15 protein-coding genes and 4 tRNA genes are annotated in these 20,185 nt (G+C 65.4%); 5 read left to right on the top strand and 14 right to left on the bottom strand.

All coding sequences use genetic code 11. The features are described 5' to 3' along the window. Nucleotides 1-105 precede the first annotated feature (105 nt). The 11 genes from nusG to LQ564_RS11100 all read right to left on the bottom strand — a co-directional run bounded on the left by nusG (nt 106) and on the right by LQ564_RS11100 (nt 8,934). On the bottom strand, nt 106-720 hold the full coding sequence (gene nusG / locus LQ564_RS11150) for a transcription termination/antitermination protein NusG (RefSeq protein ID WP_231058186.1): 615 nt from the start codon (nt 718-720) through the stop codon (nt 106-108). Further along, nucleotides 720-1,109, bottom strand: a complete 390-nt coding sequence (gene secE, locus LQ564_RS11145; RefSeq protein WP_231058185.1) for a preprotein translocase subunit SecE — start codon at nt 1,107-1,109, stop codon at nt 720-722. The genes nusG and secE overlap by 1 nt, the downstream gene beginning before the upstream one ends. Nucleotides 1,110-1,145: 36 nt before the next feature. Continuing rightward, nucleotides 1,146-1,221 (bottom strand) — tRNA-Trp (locus LQ564_RS11140). Between the two features lie 100 nt (nt 1,222-1,321). Continuing rightward, nucleotides 1,322-2,512, bottom strand: coding sequence for an elongation factor Tu (gene tuf, locus LQ564_RS11135; protein ID WP_231058184.1), 1,191 nt, complete (start codon nt 2,510-2,512; stop codon nt 1,322-1,324). Between the two features lie 86 nt (nt 2,513-2,598). Beyond that, nucleotides 2,599-2,673 (bottom strand) — tRNA-Thr (locus tag LQ564_RS11130). 35 nt (nt 2,674-2,708) lie between these two features. After that, nucleotides 2,709-2,782 (bottom strand) — tRNA-Gly (locus LQ564_RS11125). 35 nt (nt 2,783-2,817) lie between these two features. Next, nucleotides 2,818-2,902 (bottom strand) — tRNA-Tyr (locus tag LQ564_RS11120). Nucleotides 2,903-3,299: 397 nt separating this feature from the next. Next, nucleotides 3,300-4,838: an HDOD domain-containing protein gene (locus LQ564_RS11115; RefSeq protein ID WP_231058183.1), complete on the bottom strand. Its 1,539-nt coding sequence runs from the start codon at nt 4,836-4,838 to the stop codon at nt 3,300-3,302. 14 nt (nt 4,839-4,852) lie between these two features. Next, on the bottom strand, nt 4,853-6,514 hold the full coding sequence (locus LQ564_RS11110) for a tetratricopeptide repeat-containing response regulator (RefSeq protein WP_231058182.1): 1,662 nt from the start codon (nt 6,512-6,514) through the stop codon (nt 4,853-4,855). Nucleotides 6,515-6,669: 155 nt separating this feature from the next. After that, a complete protein-coding gene (locus LQ564_RS11105) occupies nt 6,670-7,674 on the bottom strand; it encodes a J domain-containing protein (RefSeq protein ID WP_231058181.1) in 1,005 nt (334 codons plus the stop codon). Between the two features lie 111 nt (nt 7,675-7,785). Further along, nucleotides 7,786-8,934, bottom strand: a complete 1,149-nt coding sequence (locus LQ564_RS11100) for a class I SAM-dependent methyltransferase (protein ID WP_231058180.1) — start codon at nt 8,932-8,934, stop codon at nt 7,786-7,788. A gap of 39 nt (nt 8,935-8,973) precedes the next feature. Between LQ564_RS11100 and LQ564_RS11095 the strand changes: the two genes are divergently transcribed. The 5 genes from LQ564_RS11095 to LQ564_RS11075 all read left to right on the top strand — a co-directional run bounded on the left by LQ564_RS11095 (nt 8,974) and on the right by LQ564_RS11075 (nt 12,876). Next, on the top strand, nt 8,974-9,771 hold the full coding sequence (locus LQ564_RS11095; protein WP_231058179.1) for an SDR family oxidoreductase: 798 nt from the start codon (nt 8,974-8,976) through the stop codon (nt 9,769-9,771). 12 nt (nt 9,772-9,783) lie between these two features. Continuing rightward, nucleotides 9,784-10,182 (top strand): dihydroneopterin aldolase, encoded by a 399-nt coding sequence (locus LQ564_RS11090; RefSeq protein WP_231058178.1) that lies wholly within the window; start codon nt 9,784-9,786, stop codon nt 10,180-10,182. Then, complete coding sequence (ttcA, locus tag LQ564_RS11085; protein ID WP_231058177.1) at nt 10,179-11,102, top strand: tRNA 2-thiocytidine(32) synthetase TtcA; 924 nt, start codon at nt 10,179-10,181, stop codon at nt 11,100-11,102. Before LQ564_RS11090 ends, ttcA begins: the two co-directional genes overlap by 4 nt. 22 nt (nt 11,103-11,124) lie before the next feature. Continuing rightward, the gene (locus tag LQ564_RS11080) at nt 11,125-11,637 is read left to right on the top strand and encodes a SixA phosphatase family protein (RefSeq protein ID WP_231058176.1); all 513 of its coding nucleotides are present in this window, start codon (nt 11,125-11,127) and stop codon (nt 11,635-11,637) included. 66 nt (nt 11,638-11,703) lie between these two features. After that, the gene (locus LQ564_RS11075) at nt 11,704-12,876 is read left to right on the top strand and encodes a helix-turn-helix transcriptional regulator (RefSeq protein ID WP_231058175.1); all 1,173 of its coding nucleotides are present in this window, start codon (nt 11,704-11,706) and stop codon (nt 12,874-12,876) included. Between the two features lie 33 nt (nt 12,877-12,909). On the opposite strand, the gene LQ564_RS11070 is transcribed toward LQ564_RS11075, so the two are convergent. The 3 genes from LQ564_RS11070 to LQ564_RS11060 form a co-directional block, all read right to left on the bottom strand. Beyond that, complete coding sequence (locus LQ564_RS11070; RefSeq protein ID WP_231058174.1) at nt 12,910-14,676, bottom strand: M14 family zinc carboxypeptidase; 1,767 nt, start codon at nt 14,674-14,676, stop codon at nt 12,910-12,912. Between the two features lie 115 nt (nt 14,677-14,791). Then, entirely contained in the window at nt 14,792-16,384 is a 1,593-nt protein-coding gene (locus LQ564_RS11065; RefSeq protein WP_231058173.1) for a S41 family peptidase, read from the bottom strand. A 121-nt stretch (nt 16,385-16,505) separates the two neighbouring features. Beyond that, entirely contained in the window at nt 16,506-20,054 is a 3,549-nt protein-coding gene (locus LQ564_RS11060; protein ID WP_231058172.1) for an indolepyruvate ferredoxin oxidoreductase family protein, read from the bottom strand. Between the last annotated feature and the right edge of the window lie 131 nt (nt 20,055-20,185).

The following is a 20,185-nucleotide window of genomic DNA, read 5'->3' as shown; positions in this document are numbered from 1 at the left end:
TGGCTCCTTGATTTGGTTTGAGTAGTAGCGCCCCACCACGACTACTCTGGCGGGGCTCCTCTTACCGGATTCCGCCTTGCTGCTGCGACGCTCCGATTAAGCGCTTTAAACCTTTTCTACCTGCCCGAACTCCAGCTCCACCGGAGTTGCGCGGCCGAAGATGGTGACAGAGACACGCACCTTCGATTTTTCGTAGTTGACTTCCTCGACGTTGCCGTTGAAGTCGGTGAACGGGCCTTCCTTGATGCGCACCTGCTCGCCCACTTCGTACAGCACTTTCGGGCGGGGCTTCTCGACGCCTTCCTGGACCTGCTGCATGATCTTGTCGATCTCGCGCGCCGGGATCGGCGTCGGCTTGTTCGACTTGCCGCCGATGAAGCCGGTGACCTTCGAGGTGTTCTTCACCAGGTGCCAGGTCTCGTCGGTCATTTCCATCTCAACCAGGACATAGCCCGGGAAGAAACGACGCTCGGAGACGGCCTTGGTGCCGTTGCGCATTTCGACGACTTCCTCGGTCGGAACCAGGATCTGGCCGAACTGCTCCTGCATGCCGGCGCGGTCGATGCGCTCGGTCAGTGCGCGCATCACGCTCTTTTCCATGCCCGAGTAGACGTGGACGACGTACCAGCGCTTGTTGCTGACCGGGACACTCACGGGAGCCGCACCAGCGTCTTGTGCCGGGACGTCGCCCGGCACATTGTCTTGCACGTTTTCGCTCATCAGTTTTTCCATCCCAGGACCAGGTCGTACAACAGGAATTCCAGAACCTTATCCGTGCCCCACAGGAAGATCGCCGTCACGACCACGAAGGCGAACACGATGCCGGTGATCTGGGTGGCTTCCTTGCGGGTCGGCCAAACAACTTTCTTGGTCTCGCGCACCGACTCCTTGGCGAAGCTCAGGAATTCACGACCGGTGGTGGAAGTCCACAAAAGCAGGACAGCAAAAACTAAACCAGCCACGAGGGCGCCGGCGGCGACCAAGGCTGGTTTGTTCTGGCTTTTCAGGTAAAAGAACCCGACAACGCCTGCAATCGTGGCAACTACCGCCAGTGCGACCTTGAACTTGTCATTCGAGGTGCTGACAGTTTGCACGGATTGATTGGACATCTTCTTTACTTTCGGTGCCTACGCACCAGAATTCGGTGGCAGGGGCGGAGGGAATCGAACCCGCGACCTTCGGTTTTGGAGACCGACGCTCTGCCAATTGAGCTACACCCCTACGAAAACTTCTCGCTGAATCCAGCATTATACAGGGTACGCGCGTACCCGGCAATGCTGTTCGAGGGAAGCGTTGTTCTGCTTCCCTCTAGCATCGCTTATCAGGCGATGATCTTGGCAACCACGCCGGCGCCGACGGTACGGCCGCCTTCGCGGATTGCGAAGCGCAGACCTTCTTCCATCGCGATCGGAGCGATCAGCTTGACGGTGATCGACACGTTGTCGCCTGGCATGACCATTTCTTTGTCAGCCGGCAGCACGATCGAACCGGTCACGTCAGTCGTACGGAAGTAGAACTGCGGACGGTAGTTGTTGAAGAACGGGGTGTGACGGCCGCCTTCGTCTTTCGACAGGACGTACACTTCGCCGGTGAAGTCGGTGTGCGGCTTGATCGAGCCCGGCTTGGCCAGGACCTGGCCACGCTGGACGTCTTCACGCTTGGTGCCGCGCAGCAGCAGGCCGACGTTGTCGCCAGCTTGACCCTGGTCCAGCAGCTTGCGGAACATTTCCACGCCGGTGCAGGTGGTCTTCACGGTGTCGATGATACCGACGATTTCGATCTCTTCGCCGACCTTGATGATGCCGCGCTCGACACGACCGGTCACCACGGTACCGCGGCCCGAGATCGAGAACACGTCTTCCACCGGCATCAGGAAGGCGCCGTCGACGGCACGTTCCGGGGTCGGGATGTAGCTGTCCAGGGCTTCGGCCAGGCGCTCGATGCACTCTTCGCCCATTTCGCCCGGCTGGCCTTCCAGCGCCATACGTGCCGAACCTTTGATGATCGGCAGGTCGTCGCCTGGGAACTCGTACTTCGACAGGAGCTCACGCACTTCCATTTCGACCAGTTCCAGCAGTTCCGCGTCGTCGACCAGGTCGCACTTGTTCAGGAACACGATGATGTACGGAACGCCAACCTGACGCGCCAGCAGGATGTGCTCGCGGGTCTGCGGCATCGGGCCGTCAGCGGCCGAGCACACCAGGATCGCGCCGTCCATCTGCGCAGCACCGGTAATCATGTTCTTGATGTAGTCGGCGTGGCCCGGGCAGTCGACGTGCGCGTAGTGACGGTTCGCGGTTTCGTATTCGACGTGCGCGGTGTTGATGGTGATGCCGCGTGCTTTTTCTTCCGGAGCCGCGTCGATCTGGTCGTAGGCCTTGGCTTCGCCGCCGAACTTCTTCGACAGAACGGTTGCGATTGCAGCCGTCAGGGTGGTTTTGCCGTGGTCAACGTGACCGATGGTGCCGACGTTGACGTGCGGCTTGGTCCGTTCGAATTTTTCCTTTGCCATTTCAGACTCCTAAGATCTAACGATTTTTTTGAGAATTACCAGGCACACCTGACGGACGAGTACAACGCGACTGCCGTACAAAATTCTGGTGCCCTTGACGTGGATTGAACACGTGGCCTCTCCCTTACCAAGGGAGTGCTCTACCACTGAGCTACAAGGGCTTATTTTTTGCGGTTAGAAATAACACCGCACTAACTGGAGCGGGTGAAGGGAATCGAACCCTCGTCGTAAGCTTGGAAGGCTTCTGCTCTACCATTGAGCTACACCCGCGAGGTACAACTTTCAATTCCTTCGACTCTTCTTTTTGGTGGTGGGGGCTGGATTCGAACCAGCGTACTCAGAGAGGGCAGATTTACAGTCTGCTGCCTTTAACCACTCGGCCACCCCACCGCGAAGAACCGCAGAGTATGAAGCAAGCTCAACGTATTGTCAACTATGTTTCGGCAGACTTTGTCCGCTTCGCATAGCAGCGTTGCTTCGGGGCGTGATTGTAACGGGCGGGATGCAAAACTACAAGGGTGATTTTGTGGGAATTGAAAGGAAAGATGAAAAGGGGGTTTTAGAGGGCGAATTTGACTGGCGTTTTTGTTGACCACCGGCCCTAAGACCGTCATGCGCACCACTGGCGCCCATGACTTCCGGCGCAGGCCGGAATCCAATTTTGTGTGCCTTACCGCAGCGCTTCGCGGATGCGCCCGTCACTGCTCGACGGAATTGGATCCCGGCCTGCGCCGGGATGACGGTCTCAAAGCTAATGACAGGAGAGATGGCGGCGGCGGTGCTGGCGTTACGCCGGCGCCAGCGCCGCCAGCACCTGGCCCTTGAGCGCCTTGATCAACGCCGTCTCGTCCGGCGGCACGCCTTCGTGCGCCTCCACCGTGCGGTCCCCATAGAACAAGCCCAGCTGCACCTTCCCCACCACCAGCGGCAGCACGATGAAGCTCTTGGCGTCCGGCAGCAGCCGGCGGTGCCACTCGGGCAGCAGGTCGCGGATCTTGGGGCTCGACGCGTCCGAGATCATCAGGTCGGCGTCGTTCTCCATCGCCAGGTGGAACAGGTCGCGGCTGGAGGCCAGCGGGAAGGCGAAGCCGGCCTGCAATCTGGCGCCCTCCTCGCCCAGCGCCAGGCGGGCGCGGAACTGGCCGTTCTTGGGGTCGCGCAGGCACACGGTGGCGAAGCGGAAGCCCAGCGCGCCGTGGATGGTTTCCAGCACCGCCAGCACCACGTCGTTGACCTTGCCGCCGGTGGCGCGCAATTGCGTCACGTCCTGCACGCCGGCCAGCAGCAGCTCGCGCGCGTTCTTCGGCTTGCCGCTGGGATGCAGGCCTTCCTGCTCTTCCTCGCCGGCGTCCAGCGTGGCCAGCATCAGCACGTTGGGCAGGCTGCTCTCCGGCTGCTTCGGTTCGCTGCGCGGGGCCGGCTGCATGTTCATGCTCTCGAGCAGGCTGCGCATGCCGTCCTGCACCGCGGTGAGCAGGGCGTCCATGCGGCCGCCGTCGAGGTCGAGCGCGTCGCCGTAGCGGCCGAGCAGGGCCTTGGCTTCGGGCGAGCCGACCGGCTCGTGGGTCTTCGCCAGCAGGCGCGCCACGTCCTGGCTCAGGGAAGCGACCTGGCGCATCCACTCGCCGCGATTGGCGGCGACCCGCACCGCGGTCGGCGGCAAGCCGTTCTGGGCGCGCACGATCACGTCCGGGATCTTCCATTCCTGCAGCACCGCCTGCGACAGCGCGTCGTAGCTGCAGCCGAGGATCATCTGGGAAGCCTGCCCCACGGTGTGCTTGCCGCCCGCGACCAGGGCCGCGATCTCGCGGTAGCGCTCGTGCGCGTGGCTGGCCACCAGCAGCGGGCCCAGGTTCTTGAACAGCGCGCAGATCGCCGCTTCCTCGGCGCCTTGATAAAAACTGTGGCGCGCCATCTCGCGGCCCACCAGGCTGGCGCACAGGGCCGCCTCGAGCTCCACCCGCACGCTGTCGGCGTGCTCGGAACTGTCGAGGGCGTCGACCAGCAGCATGGCCAGCGCGGTGGCCTTGACGTTGTCGAAGCCGAGCAGCGAGATCGCGCGCGAAATCGTGGTCACCTGGGAACCCGAGGCGGTGCGGTACTGGATGGTGTTCGACAGGCGCAGGATGCGCTGCGTCAGCGCGGGGTCGGAGACCACGTAATAGGCCAGGTCATGGGTGCCCTGGTCGTCGCTGGAAGCCATGTCGACCACGCGGGCTATCGAGGCGCCCAGGGCGAACATTTCTTCGTCGCCGCAGACCTTGTTCATCAGGGCCGCGCGCACGCGGCGGGTCGCGCCTTCCGGCGGCAAGGAGGATTCAGCCATGCTTCAAATATCTTTCAAACTGCCGCTTTTTGAACCGCGGCCGGTTTGCTGACGCGCCCTTGTCCGTTGCGTTCGTATTTCTTGAGGATCTGGTGGTGCAGGGCCGACAGCGCGCCCAGTTTCGGGTTGCCCGGATCGACCTTGCGCACATTGCCGATCAGGCCGGTGATCTGCAGGCCGAGGCGGTCGTCCCAGCCGTCGTGCTCGAGGCAGCGCAGCACGGCCAGGGCCGCATTGAAGGCCACCGAGGGGTTGTTCGGCAGCTTGGCCGCCGCTTCCAGCATCAGCTCGACCGCGCCGCGGTAGTCGCCGCTTTTCGCGCGCGCGGCGCCGCCGTTGACCAGGTCGACCACGTGCTGGCGGCTTTCCTGCGCCAGCGTGCGCGCCAGGTCCGGAAAGCCGGCGCCTTCCAGTACGCCCATGGCGCGCGCCATGCCGGCGTCGTTGGCGGCGTTGCGCATCACTTCGCGCACGATGTCGGCGCCGCCCTCTTCCCTATTGTTCTCTAAACAAGTGCGCGCCAGCTCGAGCTTGATGTCGGGCGACAGGTTGGGCGCATCCTTGCATTCTTCCAGCGCGGCCGTGAGGGCGTCGTTCAGGCGCGTCTCGTTGCCGGTGAACTCGTGCAGCATGGCGGCCGAGATCGCGCTGCACAGCCGGGTATTGGGACGCCCGCCCAGCGAGCGGTCGAGCTCGCGGATCACGGCGGCGGCGGCCACCGGGTCGCCCTTCTTCACCAGGGTGCGCACCAGTTTGACGTGGTCTTCGGGGTCGCGGAATTCGGAATACTTGGCCTTGCTGACCACTTGCTTGAGGAATTTTTCGGCCGACTCGTTGTCGCCGGCTTCGAAGGCGGTCTCGCCCAGGGTGCGCAGGCGCCGCACCGCGTGGGGCGACACCGCCACCGCCTCGGTCAGCACGGTCTGCGACTTGGCCAGGTCGCCCACCGCCGCATGGGTGCGCGCCAGCCAGTCGTAGGCATCGACGAAGTTCTTGTTGGAGTCGACCAGCTCTTCCAGCATCTCCTTGGCTTCGCCGAACTGCTTGCGCAGGAACAGGGTCTTGGCCAGGCCCAGGCGGGCCCAGGCGATCGCCTTCACCTCGATCAGCTTGCGGTAGATCGGCTCGGCCTGCTCCGGCTCGCCCAGGAACACGTGCAGCTCGGCGCGCAGGCGCATGAAGTCGACGGCATAGCGCGGGTGCAGGCCCTCGCCCTCGATGCAGGCCTCGATCGCTTCACGCTGGTCGCCCGCCTCCATCAGCTCGTACACCGCCATGAAGGCGCTGCGGCGGTCGAGGGCGCGCGCGATGCGCTCGAGCAGGCGGTCGGCGGTGAAGGGTTTCAGGATGTAGTCGGTGGGCGCCAGCTCGGCGGCGCTGACCACCTTGCTGTGGTTGCCCTCGGCGGTGACCATGAAGAACATGGTCGAGAGCGACATCAGCTTGTGGTGGCGCAGGTCTTCCAGCAGCTGCTGGCCGTCCTGTCCGCCCTCGAGGTCGTATTCACACAGCACCATGTCGAAGGTGCGCAGGCCCAGGTGCTTGACGGCCAGGTTCGACGAACTGGCGTGCTCGATGCGCGTCAGCCCGCACATATTGAGCATGCTGTGGATGTTGGCGCGCATGCCCGCGTGGGGCTCGATGATCAGGGCCGTGAGGCCTTCCAGTTCGTTCATTCCTTGTCCGTAGGCCTGCGTTGGGCGTGGGCGGCTGCTGCATGGGCTTGCCGCATCATTTCAGTATATTACGGCTCAGGAACGAATTAGTTAAATTGGGTAAAGACCTAATAATTACTGGCAATAGATGCGGGGAAAAAACGACAAGTCGCTGCTCAGCCACCTGCCGCCGCCTGGCGCAGGGGCGCGCGGCGGCCGTTGACGCACTCGGTCTTGCCGTCGCCGACGACGATATTCTGGTAGCGGACTTCGTACTTGCCGGCGGCCAGCTTGTCGATGATGAAATTGCCGTTCGCCTGGACATACACATGGCGCACGTTCGAGCGGCGGTCGAGGTCGTAGAGCTTGACGAAGATCGGCGAGGGATTTTCGCCGTTGTCGATGATCATCTGCATTTCGCTGCCGCTGTTGCCGACCGGGTAGCCCGGCAGGTAGCCGGACTCGGCCGGCCACGCATCGCCGCTGGGGGCGGCCAGGGTCTGCAGGTCGGTGCCGCAGTCGGGCGCGCGCGCCGGCACCACCAGCTGGGTCACGGCCAGGGCCTTGATCTCGGGCGGCGGCGCCGGTCCGTCGCCGCCGAAGCGGCGCGCCCAGCCCTCGGTGCTGGCGTCGCTGCCCAGCTCGTCCGGGCGGTCGGAGGTGGGGGCCGTTTTCGCGTTCGGCGCAGCGGGTACGGGTGCAATGGCGTCAGGCTTGCCGGCCCAGGACAGCATCTCCGGCAGCCTGGCGCGCGGCTGCTGGCCCACGAACAAGGCGGCGGCGGCGCCCAGCACCAGGCAGCCGGACAAGCCCAGCCACCAGCGCGGATCGCGCATCAGGCGCGCGCGCGGACGCCGTTCGCCGGTCGCGCGCGGCTCCCAGCTGTCCGGGCGGCCGCGGCCGGCGCCGTGCTCGCCTTCCTCGGCGCCGCTGCTTTCCAGCCATTCGACTTCCCACTCTTCCGAGGCGATCCACTCGTCGTGCTCCTTGCGGCGCACCGGGTCGGACAGGGTGTTGTAGGCGGTGTTGACGATCGCCATGATGCGGGCGGCCTTTTCGTCGCCCGGATTCTTGTCGGGATGGTATTTCTGGCTCAGGGCCTTGTATGCCGCACGAATGACCTCCCCCGGCGCGCCGCGCGCAACCTTCAGGTTGTCATAGTGGGTATGGATCTTGGCCATGGTCTGTGATGTGTCCCGCTGCCGGTCGAATGAATGTTCAGGCGATCCGACCCGGTCCGGAGTAGTACAGCTTAGCCGGATTTGTATCCAGAGCGCAAGATGTCAAAAATTCTACAGGCGGTGGCTCCGGTCGGCACGCACGATTGCATCGGGCAATTCCACGTCCTGGCCCACCACCAGCACCTTGAACAGCTCGCCCATTTCGGCCGGCGACACCAGCTTCTGCACCGCGCGCGATTGCGGCAGGAAGTCGCGCGCCTGTTCCGGGTCGTTTTCCATCAACAGCTCGCCGATGCCGGCGCCCAGCAGGAAGGAGGCCTGGTTCATGTAGGCCAGCACCGGCAGGCCGGCGTCCTGGGACGCCAGCGCCATCGCCGTGAAGTCGACGTGGGACGTGATGTCCTGCAGGCCGGGCAAATAGAAGGGATCCGGGTGGGCGTGGTGGCGGTAGTGGCACATCAGGGTGCCGCCGATGCGCTGGTCGAGGTAGTACTCGTGGGCCGGGAAGCCGTAGTCGAACAGGATGGCGGCGCCGCGGCCGTCCTTCATCATCTGCGCCAGCGAAGCCATGAAGCCTTCGGCCACCGGGTGGATTTCGGTGACATAGCCATCGAGCAGGTGCTCGGCGTCAGGGATCTGGCGAGCCACCTGCGCCGCCAGATCATCCGGCAGCGGCGCCTGCACGAAGGCGAAAGCGCCATCCTGCACGGTGACCATCTGGCGCATCCACCGGCCATCCTTCCTGATCACGAGTTCCACCGGCATCGCATCCAGCACCTCGTTGGCCAGCACCACGCCGCTGAAGGTTTCCGGCATGCCGTCCAGCCAGCGCACTTGCGGCAGGTCCTGCAATGCTTCCTGCTGGCGCGCGCGCAGTTCGCCCGACAGTTCGATGATGGTGTAGGAGCCGACTTCGATGCCCATGCGGTCCAGGGCGGTGAGCACGTCGCGCGCCAGCTTGCCGGTGCCGGCGCCGAATTCGATGATCTCCGGCGCGCTTTGGGCGATAATAGCGGCGGCCACGCGCGCCAGGGCGGCCCCGAACAGGGGAGAGATCTCGGGCGCGGTCGTGAAGTCGCCGCTCGCGCCCAGTTTGGACGCGCCGCCGCTGTAATACCCGAGCCGGGGCGCGTACAGCGCCAGTTCCATGAACCGTGAAAACGCCATCGCGCCGCCGAGTTTCTCGATGTCGGCGGCGATCAGCTGTTGCAGGGAGTGGGATGCGGCGAGCGCGTCGGGAGTGGGTGCGGGCAGGGACATGCCGGCATTGTAGCGAAATCAGCCTCCATCAACGACATCATGCACACGACGATCGCTCACGCTTCCAAGGTGGCCCTGGTGACCGGCGCCGGCCGCCGCCTGGGCCGCGCCATCGCGCTCGGCCTGGCCGGCGCCGGCTGGGACGTGGCCGTGCACTACCGCCATTCGGAGCAGGAGGCGCAGGAGACCGCGGACGCGATCCGCGCCCTCGGCCGGCGCGCGGCATTGTTCCAGTGCGAGCTGCAGGACGAAGCGGCGGTGCGCGCCCTGCCCGGCCGCGTGGCCGGGGAGCTGGGCGTGCCGGCTTGCATCGTCAACAACGCTTCGTTGTTTGAATACGACAGCGCCACCGCGTTTTCGCCGGCCCTGCTGAACACCCATATGGCGGCGAACGTCACGGCGCCGCTGCTGCTGGCCCAGGCCCTGCACGCCATGACCCCGGCAGGCAGCCAGGCCGTCGTGGTCAACCTGCTGGACCAGAAACTGTACAATCTCAACCCGGATTTTCTGTCGTACACGCTGTCGAAGGCGGCGCTGCACACGGCCACCACGATGCTGGCGCAGGCGCTGGCGCCGAAGGTGCGCGTGGTCGGCGTGGCGCCGGGCATCACGATGGTGTCGGGCGAGCAGAGCGAGGCCGGCTTCGCCCAGGCGCACGCGATGACGCCGCTGGGGCGTTCCTCGACCCCGCAGGACATCGCCGACGCCGTGGTGTATGCGGCCGGCGCGCGGGCGCTGACCGGCACCACCCTGCTGGTCGATGGCGGCCAGCATTTGCAGGCGTCGCCGCGCGACGTGATGTTCCTGACCGAACCGAACAACCATTCTTCTTCATAAAAGGCTTTACCCATGTTATCCGCCCTGATTCACCCGAGCTTGCGCGATTGCCGCCGGCTGTTCCTGCGCAATTACGAAGTGATGATCAACATCGGCGTGCATGACTTCGAGAAGAAGGCGGAACAGCGTGTCATGATCAACGTCGATTTGTACATTCCGCTGGAGCAGTCGACGCCGAAGGCCGACCAGCTGTCGGAAGTGGTCGACTACGACTTCATGCGCGAGACCATCGCCAAGCGCATTTCGAAGGGCCACATCCACCTGCAGGAAACCCTGTGCGACGACGTGGTCAAGGCGATGCTGACCCACCCGCGCGTGCGCGCCGCGCGCGTGTCGACCATGAAGCCGGACGTGTATCCGGATTGCGAAGGCGTGGGCGTGGAAGTGTTCCAGGTGAAGGAAGAAGCATGAGCGAAGCGGATCTCGACCAACTGAACCCGGACGCGCAAGCCAAGAAGCTCGAGAAAATCGCGTACGAGAACAACAAGCTGCACAAGCGCCTGTGCCGCCAGGTCGGCCAGGCCATCGGCGACTTCAACATGATCGAGGACGGCGACAAGGTGATGGTCTGCCTGTCGGGCGGCAAGGACAGCTACGCCCTGCTCGACATCCTCATGACCCTGCGCGAACGCGCGCCGATCCATTTCGACATCGTCGCGGTGAACCTGGACCAGAAGCAGCCGAACTTCCCGGCCGACATCCTGCCGGCCTACCTGGAAAAACTGGGCGTGCCTTTCCACATCGAGAACCAGGACACCTACAGCATCGTCAAGCGCCTGATCCCGGAGGGTAAAACCACCTGCTCGCTCTGTTCCAGACTGCGGCGCGGCATCCTGTACCGCGTGGCGGACGAGCTCGGCTGCAACAAGATCGCGCTGGGCCACCACCGCGACGACATCCTCGAAACCTTCTTCCTGAACATGTTCTTCGGCGGGAAGCTGAAGGGCATGCCAGCAAAATTAGTGTCGGACGACGGCAAGCACATGGTGATCCGTCCGCTGGCCTATGTGAAGGAAGCGGATACCGAGCGCTATGCGCAAGTGAAAGGCTTCCCGATCATCCCGTGCGACCTGTGCGGCTCGCAGGAAAACCTGCAGCGCAAGCAGATCAAGGCGATGCTGCGCGACTGGGAAAAGAAGCATCCGGGGCGCGTGGAGAACGTGTTCTCGTCGCTCTCCACCGTGGTGCCGTCGCACCTGCAGGACCGCGACCTGTTCGGCTTCGTCGACCTGAAGACCGACGGCGTGCCCAACCCCTTGGGCGACATCGCTTTCGACGAGGAGCCTTGCTCGACGCCGGCGCCGAACACGATTTCGCTGACGCAGCTGTAATCCAACCGAAAGAAAGGACGCCATGCGACTGCCCCGCCTGTTCCGCCACCTCCCCCTGAGCCTGGCCCTGCTCGCGCCCGTCGCGGCGCTGGCCGAGCCGAGCGCGATCTACCTGGTCCGCCACGGCGAAAAGGCCAGCGAGCATGGCGACCCGGACCTGACCGCCCAGGGACGGGCCCGGGCCGAGCACGTCGGCATCCTGCTGCAGCGCGCCGGCGTCCAGCACATCTTCAGCACCCCGACCCAGCGCACGCGCCAGACCGCCGCACCGCTGGCGCAGCGTACCGGGCTGGAAGTACAGCTCTACGATCCGCGCAATCCGAAGGCGCTGGTGGAAAAGGTCAGGACGCTGAGCGGCGCGGTGCTGGTGGTCGGCCATTCCAACACGCTGCCGGAACTGGTGCGCCTGTTCGGCGGCGAGCAGAACCTGGTCATCGCCGACGACGAATTCGATCGCCTCTACCAGCTCACCGGCGCTCCCGGCGCGGTGCGCACGGTGGTGCTGACGACCCTTCCTGTTACATCTGTTAAATAACCATAAGTCAAGATATTTAACCCGTATCGGTTACGATGCTAAAAAAGCATCAATACGGGGATCATCTTGGATTTGTCACAGGCGCGCTTCGAGCGCATCGTCAATCTCATCTACGGGACGCTGGAGCAGCGCGGCGGCTGGCGGCCGGTGCTGGAGTGCCTGCATGAAGCGGTCGGCGGGCGCGCCATCCACCTGCTCGCCTTCGACGCCGGGCACGGGGCGCTGTCGTACAGCGAAGGCGCCGACATGGCGCCGCAGATCGACCTCGAGTACATCCAGAAATACCAGTTCATCGACGCCCGCGTCGGCCTGCTGCGCACCATGGCGCCGGACGCCTGGCTGCATTGCCACGAGCATTTCGACGATGCCTTCGTGGCCGGCGATCCCTTCTACCAGGAATTCCTGATCCCGCATGGGGCGCGCTACCTGTCGGCCTGCAAGCTGGCGGAGAACGCGGAAGCCACCGTGATCCTGGCCTGCCTGCGCCGGCCCGGCGAAGGCGCGATGCCGCCCGATGCCCTCGGCTTCCTCGAACGCCTGCGTCCGCACCTGCAGCGCGCCGTGCGCCTGGGCCTCGCCCGCTTCGTGTACTCGGCCCAGGCCCTGGTCGGCCACGCGCTGGTCGACAAGCTGCGCCAGCCGGTGATGCTGCTCACCACCACCGGCGAGGTGGTGCTGGCCAACGAGGCGGCGCACAGCCTGCTCGGCGCCACGAGCCTGGTGCAGGTGGCCGATGGCCGGCTGTTGCTGCCGCAGGCTTACCAGCGCACCTTTCTCGACGGCTGCGCGGAGCTGGAACATGCGGTGCGCAGCAGCGGCGGCAGGGAGTTCCGGGCGCTGCACATGAGCAGCGAGCCGGATGCGGCGCCCGACGTGCTGTACGGCTTCTTCACCCTGCTGGCGCCGGAGCGCACCCTGGGCAGCTTCGGCCTGCGGCCGCTGGTGATGCTGAGTTTTTATCACCCGGGGTCGGCGCAGGCGATCGATGCGACGCTCCTGAGCGCCGCCTTCGGGCTGTCGCACGCGGAGTGCCGGGTGGCCTCGCACCTGGCGGACGGGATGCCGCCCAGGGCGATCGCGGAGAAGCTGGGGGTGCAGTACGACACGGTGCGCAAGCAGCTGCTGTCGATTTACCAGAAGACGGCGACGAACCGGCAGCCGGAGCTGGTGCGCTTGTTGATGAATCTTCCCGCGTCGGCCGTCAAGCGCGCGGTGAAATCCGAGGCGGCAATGCCGTAGGATAGGCGGTCCACCTCCGCCCACCCTGCAACGTCAAGGGGCGACGTTGGTGCGCAGGACCGGATACAGCTTGAAGCGCTCGTCCCACGACGCATGGCGCTGGGCGAAGAACTCCAGGCGCGCGTGCGGGTTCTTGGCGAAGGCCGGGTCGGTCTCGAGGCGGCGCTTGAATTCCGCGGCCACGGCCGGATCCTTCAGCTGCTCGCGCGCCACGTCCTCGGCCACGTACTCTTCCATGTATTCCTTGCGCTCGTAGGCGTTGTTGAAGAAGCCCCAGGCCAGCAGCGAGTCCGGCGCCTGCGGTTCCAGCATCGCCACCACCAGGCGCGCCTTCGGCTGGTTCACCGGCACGTACAGGGAACCGGCCAGCACCGGGCGTGCTTCCGGCTTCCAGTTACCTTCCACCGTCAAACGCTGGTGCGATTCGAAGGAGGTCGCGCCAAAGGTCGCCTTGTCGGCGCGGAAGGTCTCGGCCTGCACATCGGCGAGCGGCTTGGCGATCTTCTGGAAGCTGATCCCATGCAGCGCCAGCTTGTTCGCCACGATGTCGGCGTAGGCCGCCGGCACGATGTAGCCGGCGCGCGGCGCGGCGACGACCTTGTCGGCCACGACCTCGTCGCGCAGCGGCACGCGCCAGACCTGCGGTTTGCTTTCGTCGTAGCGGGTCATCAGCATGCCCGAGATGTCCGACTGGGTGCGGGTGAACTCGTAGCCGTTGAAGTCGACCATCGTGGTCTTGTCGGTGGTGCGGTAGCTCAGGGCGACCTCGCCGCCGGCCAGCTTCGAGGCGCGGGCGTCGGCGGCGCGGGCCGCGGCCTGCCAGGTCGCGCCATTCTTCGCAACCTGCTCCATGATCGAAATGAAGGTGTTGTGGGTCACGCGCACGCGGGTCGGGTAGTCCTTCCACGAGTGGGTCTCGACCAGCAGCGCCATGCGGTTACGCAGCTGGAAGTAGCCGGTCGAGAAGCGCGGGTCCGAGACGCTGTCGACGAAGCCCGACATCGGGTCGTCGGTCTTGGCGAAGGACATGTAGTAGGACTGCGGGGTCGAGCCCTGCTTCGAGATGTCGGCGATCACGCCGGTGCGCAGCGCCAGGCCGGCCTTGCGGAATTCCGGATCGCCCGAGTACACCGGCTCGACCTGGATCGAAACGTCGTGCTGGAACATGGCGCCGTCGGTCACGTGCAGGTCGACGTAGGTCAGCGGATCCCAGGCGTTCACGAGTTTCAGCATCGCCTGCATCTCGGGCGCGTCGGCCTTCACGTAGTCGCGGTTCAGGTTGAAGTTCTGCGCCGTGGTGCGCCAGCCCATCTCCACGGGTCCGCGCTGGTTCGGACGGTTGTTCTTGCTGAAGCGCTCGTGGCCGTCGACGTTGAAGACCGGGACGAACACCAGCACCTGCTTGTCCAGCACGCCACTGGCGAGCTTGCCGTCCAGGATTTCGCGCACGGCCAGGAAGCCGGCGTCCTTGCCGTCGATCTCGCCGGCGTGGATGCCGCCCTGGATCAGGGTCACCGGCAGGTTCGCCTTCTGCGCCGCTTGCGGGGTGAACACGCCCTTGCCGTTGACGACCAGCGCCAGCATCGGACGCCCTTCCGGCGTGCGGCCGAACTCGATGCACTTGACCTGCTTCGGATAGGCCTTCTGGAACGCGCCGCACAGCTTGACGACTTCCTCGTAGCGGCCGGTGGCGGTGAAGCCGGAGCGCTCGGAAACGGTGGTCAGGTCGGGGGCGGCGTGGGCGCTGTGCGACAGGGGGAAGGCGGCCAGCAGGGCCAGCAATACGGCGGAACGGATCATCCTTGAATCTCCGGCAATTGGCGAGGTAACAAAGCGGATGATTATAGTCCCGTTTTCCCAAATGAAACGGCCCGGGCAGCGAGTGCTGGCCGGGCCGTTCATGCGCAGCTGCGGATCAGCTTCGCGGCCGCGTGCGGATCGCAATCTCCTTCACCGGCGGACGCACGATCTCCATCGGAATCATGCGCGCGCGGCTGGCCGGCGGGCAGGCGCCGGTCTGGCGGTAGTTCAGGGCCGCGGCCAGCAGGCCTTCGGCCGGGTCGCCGATCTCGTGCGCCAGGTCGTCGGCCACCTGGCAGGTCGCGGCCAGGCCGTCGGCATAGTCGCCGAAGCCCTTGTCGTTCACGCCCTTGAATTCGATCGCGAAATACGTCGTGCCGCAGTTCGGCACCGGCGTGAAGCCATAGGGCTTGCCGCAGGTCTGGCTGCCGATCACGTCGACCTGGATGTCGGCGCCGCGCAGGCCGTTGATCACGGCTTCGCTGGCCGAGCAGGTGCCGGGCGTGGTCAGCACGGTGACGCGCTTCAGCCCCAGGTAGGGCAGCGGCGTGCCGGCGCGGACCGGGCTGGTCGAGGGGAAGCCGTAGGCGGTCGAGCGGAACGGGATCGCCGGCTCCTGCTGGGTCTTGTCGTTGTACATCGGGCGCTCGAAGATCTTGCCGGCGGTCTGCTCGGGGCCGGACACCATGTACGCCAGCTGGGCCGCGACGTAGAGCAGGCCGCCGCCGTTGTAGCGCATGTCGAGCACCAGGTCGCTCACGGCCGCCTGCTTGAAGGTGGTGAAGGCGTCCAGCAGCTCCTTCTCCGACACGCCGTTATGGGTTTCGAAGCTCAGGTAGCCGACCTTGCCGCCCGGGGTGTCGAGCACCTTGACGTGCTTGACCGGATCCACGCTGACTTCCAGCGCGGTCATGCTGACGTCGTAGGTAGCGCTAGCGCGACGCAGCGTGAAGCTGTGCGCCACGCCCGCCGTTTCGGGGAACAGGCCGGCGTTGATGCGGTTGACGGAATTCGCATCCGAACCGTTGACGAAGTCGACGCCGTCCACCCGCATCAGCATGTCGCCGCGCTTCAGGCCGGCCGCGGCGGCTGGCGAGCCCGGCTCGACCAGGGTCACCAGCCAGGTGCGCGGGGCGGTCGAGCTGTTGCGCTTCCAGGTCACGCCATAGCCCAGGTCGAGGCCGGCGTTCTGCATCTTGTCCCACTCGTCGCTGTCGTAGGTGAAGTGGTACTGGTCCTTCGGCTTGCCCGAGGGCGTGATCGCGCTGGTCTTGAGCACGTCGAAATAGGCGACCGGATCGGTGAAATCCGCCATCTTGAAGGTGTTCGGGATCTCGTTGTACCAGAGGTAGTACTGGTTCGTATACGCGCGCAGGAACTTCAGCTCGTCGAGCAGGGTGCCCTGGCGGTCCGGGTAGGGCTTGCCTTCGAAATCGACGCCGGTGCGCGGCTTGGCGCACATATTCCAGTAGGTCGAGAACGCGTCGCCCAGGGTGCTCGGATTGAGGTCGGCCTCGGTCGCCGGCGTCGAGGTAACCGGCGGCACGGGGTTCGTCGTGCCGCCACCGCCGGTGGCCGGCGGACGCGCGCCGACACCGGGCGAACCGCCACCGCCGCCGCAGCCGGCGAGGACGACGCTTGCAAGGACAAAGGGAAGGATGGTGCGGGTGGCGGTCGTCACGCGACCGGCGAAGGATGGCGAGCTCATTCGGTCGATTATAGACGCGCCAAATCGGCCGAAGTGCAACCAACTGTAACAGTTGAAGCGGCAGAACAACAAAGCATGTCGGCTTGATACGGCCGGTGGCGCCGGCCGTATCAAGCTGTCATCAGGCGGCCTGCGACACCGCGGGTACGTGGAAGGCGGCCAGCAGCGCCGCTTCCTTTTGCTTGGCGGCCGCCAGGTGACGCGCCTTCACGTGGCCGTAGCCGCGGATGTCTTCCGGGATGCTGGCGATCGCCACCGCCTGCGCCAGCTTGTCCGCCGTCAGCTTCGGCAGCAGCGCTTCCACGGTCTGGCGGTACTGGCCAATCAAGGCGCGCTCGACGCGGCGCTCGGTGGTGTAGCCGAACACGTCGAACGGCGTGCCGCGCAGGCGCTTGAGTTTAGCCAGCACGCCGAAGGCGCCCATCATCCACGAACCGTACTCGCGTTTCAGCGCGCGGCCTTCCTTGTCGTGCTTGGCCAGCAGCGGCGGCGCCAGGTGGAACTTCAGCTTGACGTCGCCTTCGAACATGGCCGAGATCCTGGCCTTGAAGGCCGGATCAGTGTGCAGGCGGGCGACTTCGTACTCGTCCTTGTAGGCCATCAGCTTGTAGAAGTAGCGCGCCACCGATTCGGTCAAACGCGTGCCCTTGCCCAGTTTCGCTTCCTCGGCGCGCACCGTGTCCACGAAGGCCTTGTACTGCGCGGCGTAGGCGGCGTCCTGGTAGGCGGTGAGCAGCTCGACGCGGCGGTTGACGATGTCGTCCAGGCTTTCGGCGCGCTTGAACTCGATCACCTGGCTCGGCGTCGCCAGCTTCTTCACCGCAGCCAGGTCGTGCGCCGCGCTGCGGCCCCAGTGGAAGGCGGCCTTGTTGAAGGGCACCGAGACGCCGTTCAGTTCGATCGCCTTGATCAGCGAGGCTTCCTGCAGCGGCACGCGGCCTTTCTGGAAGGCGTAGCCGAGCATGAACATATTGGTGGCGATGGCGTCGCCCATCAGCGCGGTGGCGATCTTGCCGGCATCGATGAAGTCGACGTTCTCCTGGCCGCAGGCTTGCACGATCGCGCCCTGCGAGCCTTCGGCCGGGAATTGCCAGTCCGGGTTCTTCACGAAGGCCGCGGTGGTGGCGCCGGTGGAATTGACGGCGGCCCAGGTGCGGCCTTCACCCATGCGGGAAAGCGCGTCGCGGGCGGCGGTGACGATCTGGTCGCAGCCGATCACCAGGTCCGCGCTGCCGGTGCCGACGCGGGTCGAGTGCAGGTCGGCCTGGTGTTCGGCCAGGCGCACGTGCGACATCACGGGGCCGCCCTTTTGCGCGAGGCCCGACTGGTCCAGCACCAGCGCGCCTTTGCCTTCGACGTGGGCCGCCATCGCCAGGATCTGGCCGACGGTGACGACACCGGTGCCGCCGACGCCGGCGATCAGGATGCCGAAAGGATCGGTGATGGCGGGGATGCGCGGCGCCGGCAGGCTCGGTGGCGCCGCGTCCGAGGTCGCCGCTTTCTTCGGCTTCTTCAGGCCGCCGCCTTCGACGGTGACGAAACTCGGGCAGAAGCCGGAGACGCAGGAGAAATCCTTGTTGCAGGACGACTGGTTGATCTGGCGCTTGCGGCCCAGTTCCGTTTCCAGCGGCTCGACCGACAGGCAGTTCGACTGCACCGAGCAGTCGCCGCAGCCTTCGCACACGGCTTCGTTGATGACGGCGCGCTTGGCCGGGTCGGGGAACTCGCCCTTTTTACGACGGCGGCGCTTCTCGGAGGCGCAGGTCTGGTCGTAGATCACGGCGGAGACGCCCGGCATCTCGCGCAGTTCCTTCTGCACGTCCATCAGCTCGGAACGGTGGCGCACGGTGACGCCCTCGGCCCAGTTGTAGTCGTCCGGGTATTTTTCCGGTTCGTCGGTGACCACGATGATCGGGCGCACGCCTTCGGCCGCAATCTGGCGCGTGATCATGCCCGGGTCGAGCGGGCCGTCGACGTTCTGGCCGCCGGTCATCGCGACCGCGTCGTTGTAGAGGATCTTGTAGGTGATGTTGACCTTGGCCGCCACCGCCGCGCGGATCGCCAGGATGCCCGAGTGGAAGTAGGTGCCGTCGCCCAGGTTCACGAACACATGCTTCTCGTCGGTGAAGGGCGACTGGCCGATCCAGGTCGTGCCTTCGGCGCCCATGTGGGTGAAGGTCGAGGTCTCGCGGTCCATCCACAGCACCATGTAGTGGCAGCCGATGCCGGCCATGGCGCGCGAGCCTTCCGGCACTTTCGTGGAACTGTTGTGCGGGCAGCCGGAGCAGAAGAAGGGGATGCGGTCGGTTTCCGGATTGGCTTTCGCCGGAATCGACTTCAGCACCAGCTCCTTGTTCTCCAGGTAGGCGATGCGTTCCTTCACGCGCTGCTCGACCGGATGGCCGGCGCAGTAGTGCGAGATGCGCGAGGCGATGGCGCGCGCGATCTGGGCCGGGTTCAATTCATACGTCGCCGGCAGCAGCCAGTCGCCGTGGCCCATGCGGTCCTTGTTGCTCCACTCGCCGGTGTCGTCGAACTTGCCGACCACGCGCGGACGCTCGCCGTCCGGCAGGTTGTACAGCGCTTCCTTGAGCGCATATTCCATCACCTGGCGCTTCTCTTCCACCACCAGGATCTCGTCGAGGCCGCGCGCGAATTCGTGCACGCCTTCGGATTCGAGCGGCCAGGTCATGCCGACCTTGTACAGGCGCAGGCCGATGTCGGCGGCGGCTTGCTCGTCGATGCCGAGGTCGGCCAGGGCCTGGCGCGTGTCTACGTAGCTCTTGCCGGCGGTGATGATGCCGATCTTCGGCTGCTTGCTGTCCCAGATGATGCGGTTCAGTTTATTGGCGCGCGCATAGGCCAGGGCCGCATACCACTTGAAATTGCTCATGCGGACTTCCTGGTCCAGCACGGCGTCCGGCCAGCGGATGTTGAGGCCACCCGCGGGCACTTCGAAGTCGGTCGGCAGGGCGATCTGCACGCGGTCCGGGTCGAGGTCGACCACGGCGCCGGATTCGATGATGTCGGTGACGCACTTCATCGATACCCAGAGGCCGGTGTAGCGGCTCATGGCCCAGGCGTGCAGGCCGAAGTCCAGGTATTCCTGCACCGAGGACGGATACAGGACCGGGATGCCGCAGTGGGTCAGGATGTGGTCGGACTGGTGCGCTGTGGACGAGGATTTGGCCGCATGGTCGTCGCCGGCCAGCACCAGCACGCCGCCGTGCTTCGAGGAGCCGGCATTGTTGCCGTGCTTGAAGACGTCGCCGCAACGGTCCACGCCCGGGCCCTTGCCGTACCACATGGCGAAGACGCCGTCGTACCTGGCGTCCTTGTACAGGTTGGTCTGCTGGGTGCCCCAGACAGCGGTCGCCGCCAGGTCCTCGTTCATGCCCGGGTGGAACTTCACGTGGTGGGCGTCGAGGTGCTTCTTCGCCTTCATCGCGGTCTGGTCGACGGCGGTGACGGGCGAGCCGCGGTAGCCGGTGATGTAGCCGGCGGTGTTCAGGCCGGCCTTGACGTCGCGCTCGCGCTGGAGCATCGGCAGGCGGACCAGGGCTTGCGTGCCGGTCATGAACGCGCGGCCGCGTTCGAGCGTCCACTTGTCGTCGAGAGTGATGTCGTGCTGGGGCAGCGCCAGCTTGGCGCGCTCGAGGGGTGCGTTCATGCGGTGTCTCCGTGGGGTTCGCGTGTGCTCGCTTGCGTGTCGGAAGCTGGCGCCCGGCTCTTGCTGGCCTGTTGTGCGCACGGCTGATTTGTCCAGCCTGCTCCTGTCTGGCGCACAGTATAGGGCTGGTG

The sequence above is a fragment of the Massilia phyllostachyos genome, assembly GCF_021044825.1.
GTDB lineage: Bacteria > Pseudomonadota > Gammaproteobacteria > Burkholderiales > Burkholderiaceae_D > Telluria > Telluria phyllostachyos.
Note: the sequence above shows the minus strand (reverse complement) of the source record. Positions and strands in the feature narration are given on the sequence as shown.

What these genes read in the sequence shown, in the direction of transcription:
- LQ564_RS11105 (WP_231058181.1), bottom strand. Translation starts at nt 7,674, where the DNA reads ATGGCCAAGATCCATACCCACTATGACAACCTGAAGGTTGCGCGCGGC.
- LQ564_RS11065 (WP_231058173.1), bottom strand. Translation starts at nt 16,384, where the DNA reads ATGAGCTCGCCATCCTTCGCCGGTCGCGTGACGACCGCCACCCGCACC.
- LQ564_RS11100 (WP_231058180.1), bottom strand. Translation starts at nt 8,934, where the DNA reads ATGTCCCTGCCCGCACCCACTCCCGACGCGCTCGCCGCATCCCACTCC.
- ttcA (WP_231058177.1), top strand. Translation starts at nt 10,179, where the DNA reads ATGAGCGAAGCGGATCTCGACCAACTGAACCCGGACGCGCAAGCCAAG.
- LQ564_RS11070 (WP_231058174.1), bottom strand. Translation starts at nt 14,676, where the DNA reads ATGATCCGTTCCGCCGTATTGCTGGCCCTGCTGGCCGCCTTCCCCCTG.
- nusG (WP_231058186.1), bottom strand. Translation starts at nt 720, where the DNA reads ATGAGCGAAAACGTGCAAGACAATGTGCCGGGCGACGTCCCGGCACAA.
- LQ564_RS11110 (WP_231058182.1), bottom strand. Translation starts at nt 6,514, where the DNA reads ATGAACGAACTGGAAGGCCTCACGGCCCTGATCATCGAGCCCCACGCG.
- LQ564_RS11090 (WP_231058178.1), top strand. Translation starts at nt 9,784, where the DNA reads ATGTTATCCGCCCTGATTCACCCGAGCTTGCGCGATTGCCGCCGGCTG.
- LQ564_RS11095 (WP_231058179.1), top strand. Translation starts at nt 8,974, where the DNA reads ATGCACACGACGATCGCTCACGCTTCCAAGGTGGCCCTGGTGACCGGC.
- LQ564_RS11060 (WP_231058172.1), bottom strand. Translation starts at nt 20,054, where the DNA reads ATGAACGCACCCCTCGAGCGCGCCAAGCTGGCGCTGCCCCAGCACGAC.
- LQ564_RS11115 (WP_231058183.1), bottom strand. Translation starts at nt 4,838, where the DNA reads ATGGCTGAATCCTCCTTGCCGCCGGAAGGCGCGACCCGCCGCGTGCGC.
- tuf (WP_231058184.1), bottom strand. Translation starts at nt 2,512, where the DNA reads ATGGCAAAGGAAAAATTCGAACGGACCAAGCCGCACGTCAACGTCGGC.
- LQ564_RS11080 (WP_231058176.1), top strand. Translation starts at nt 11,125, where the DNA reads ATGCGACTGCCCCGCCTGTTCCGCCACCTCCCCCTGAGCCTGGCCCTG.
- secE (WP_231058185.1), bottom strand. Translation starts at nt 1,109, where the DNA reads ATGTCCAATCAATCCGTGCAAACTGTCAGCACCTCGAATGACAAGTTC.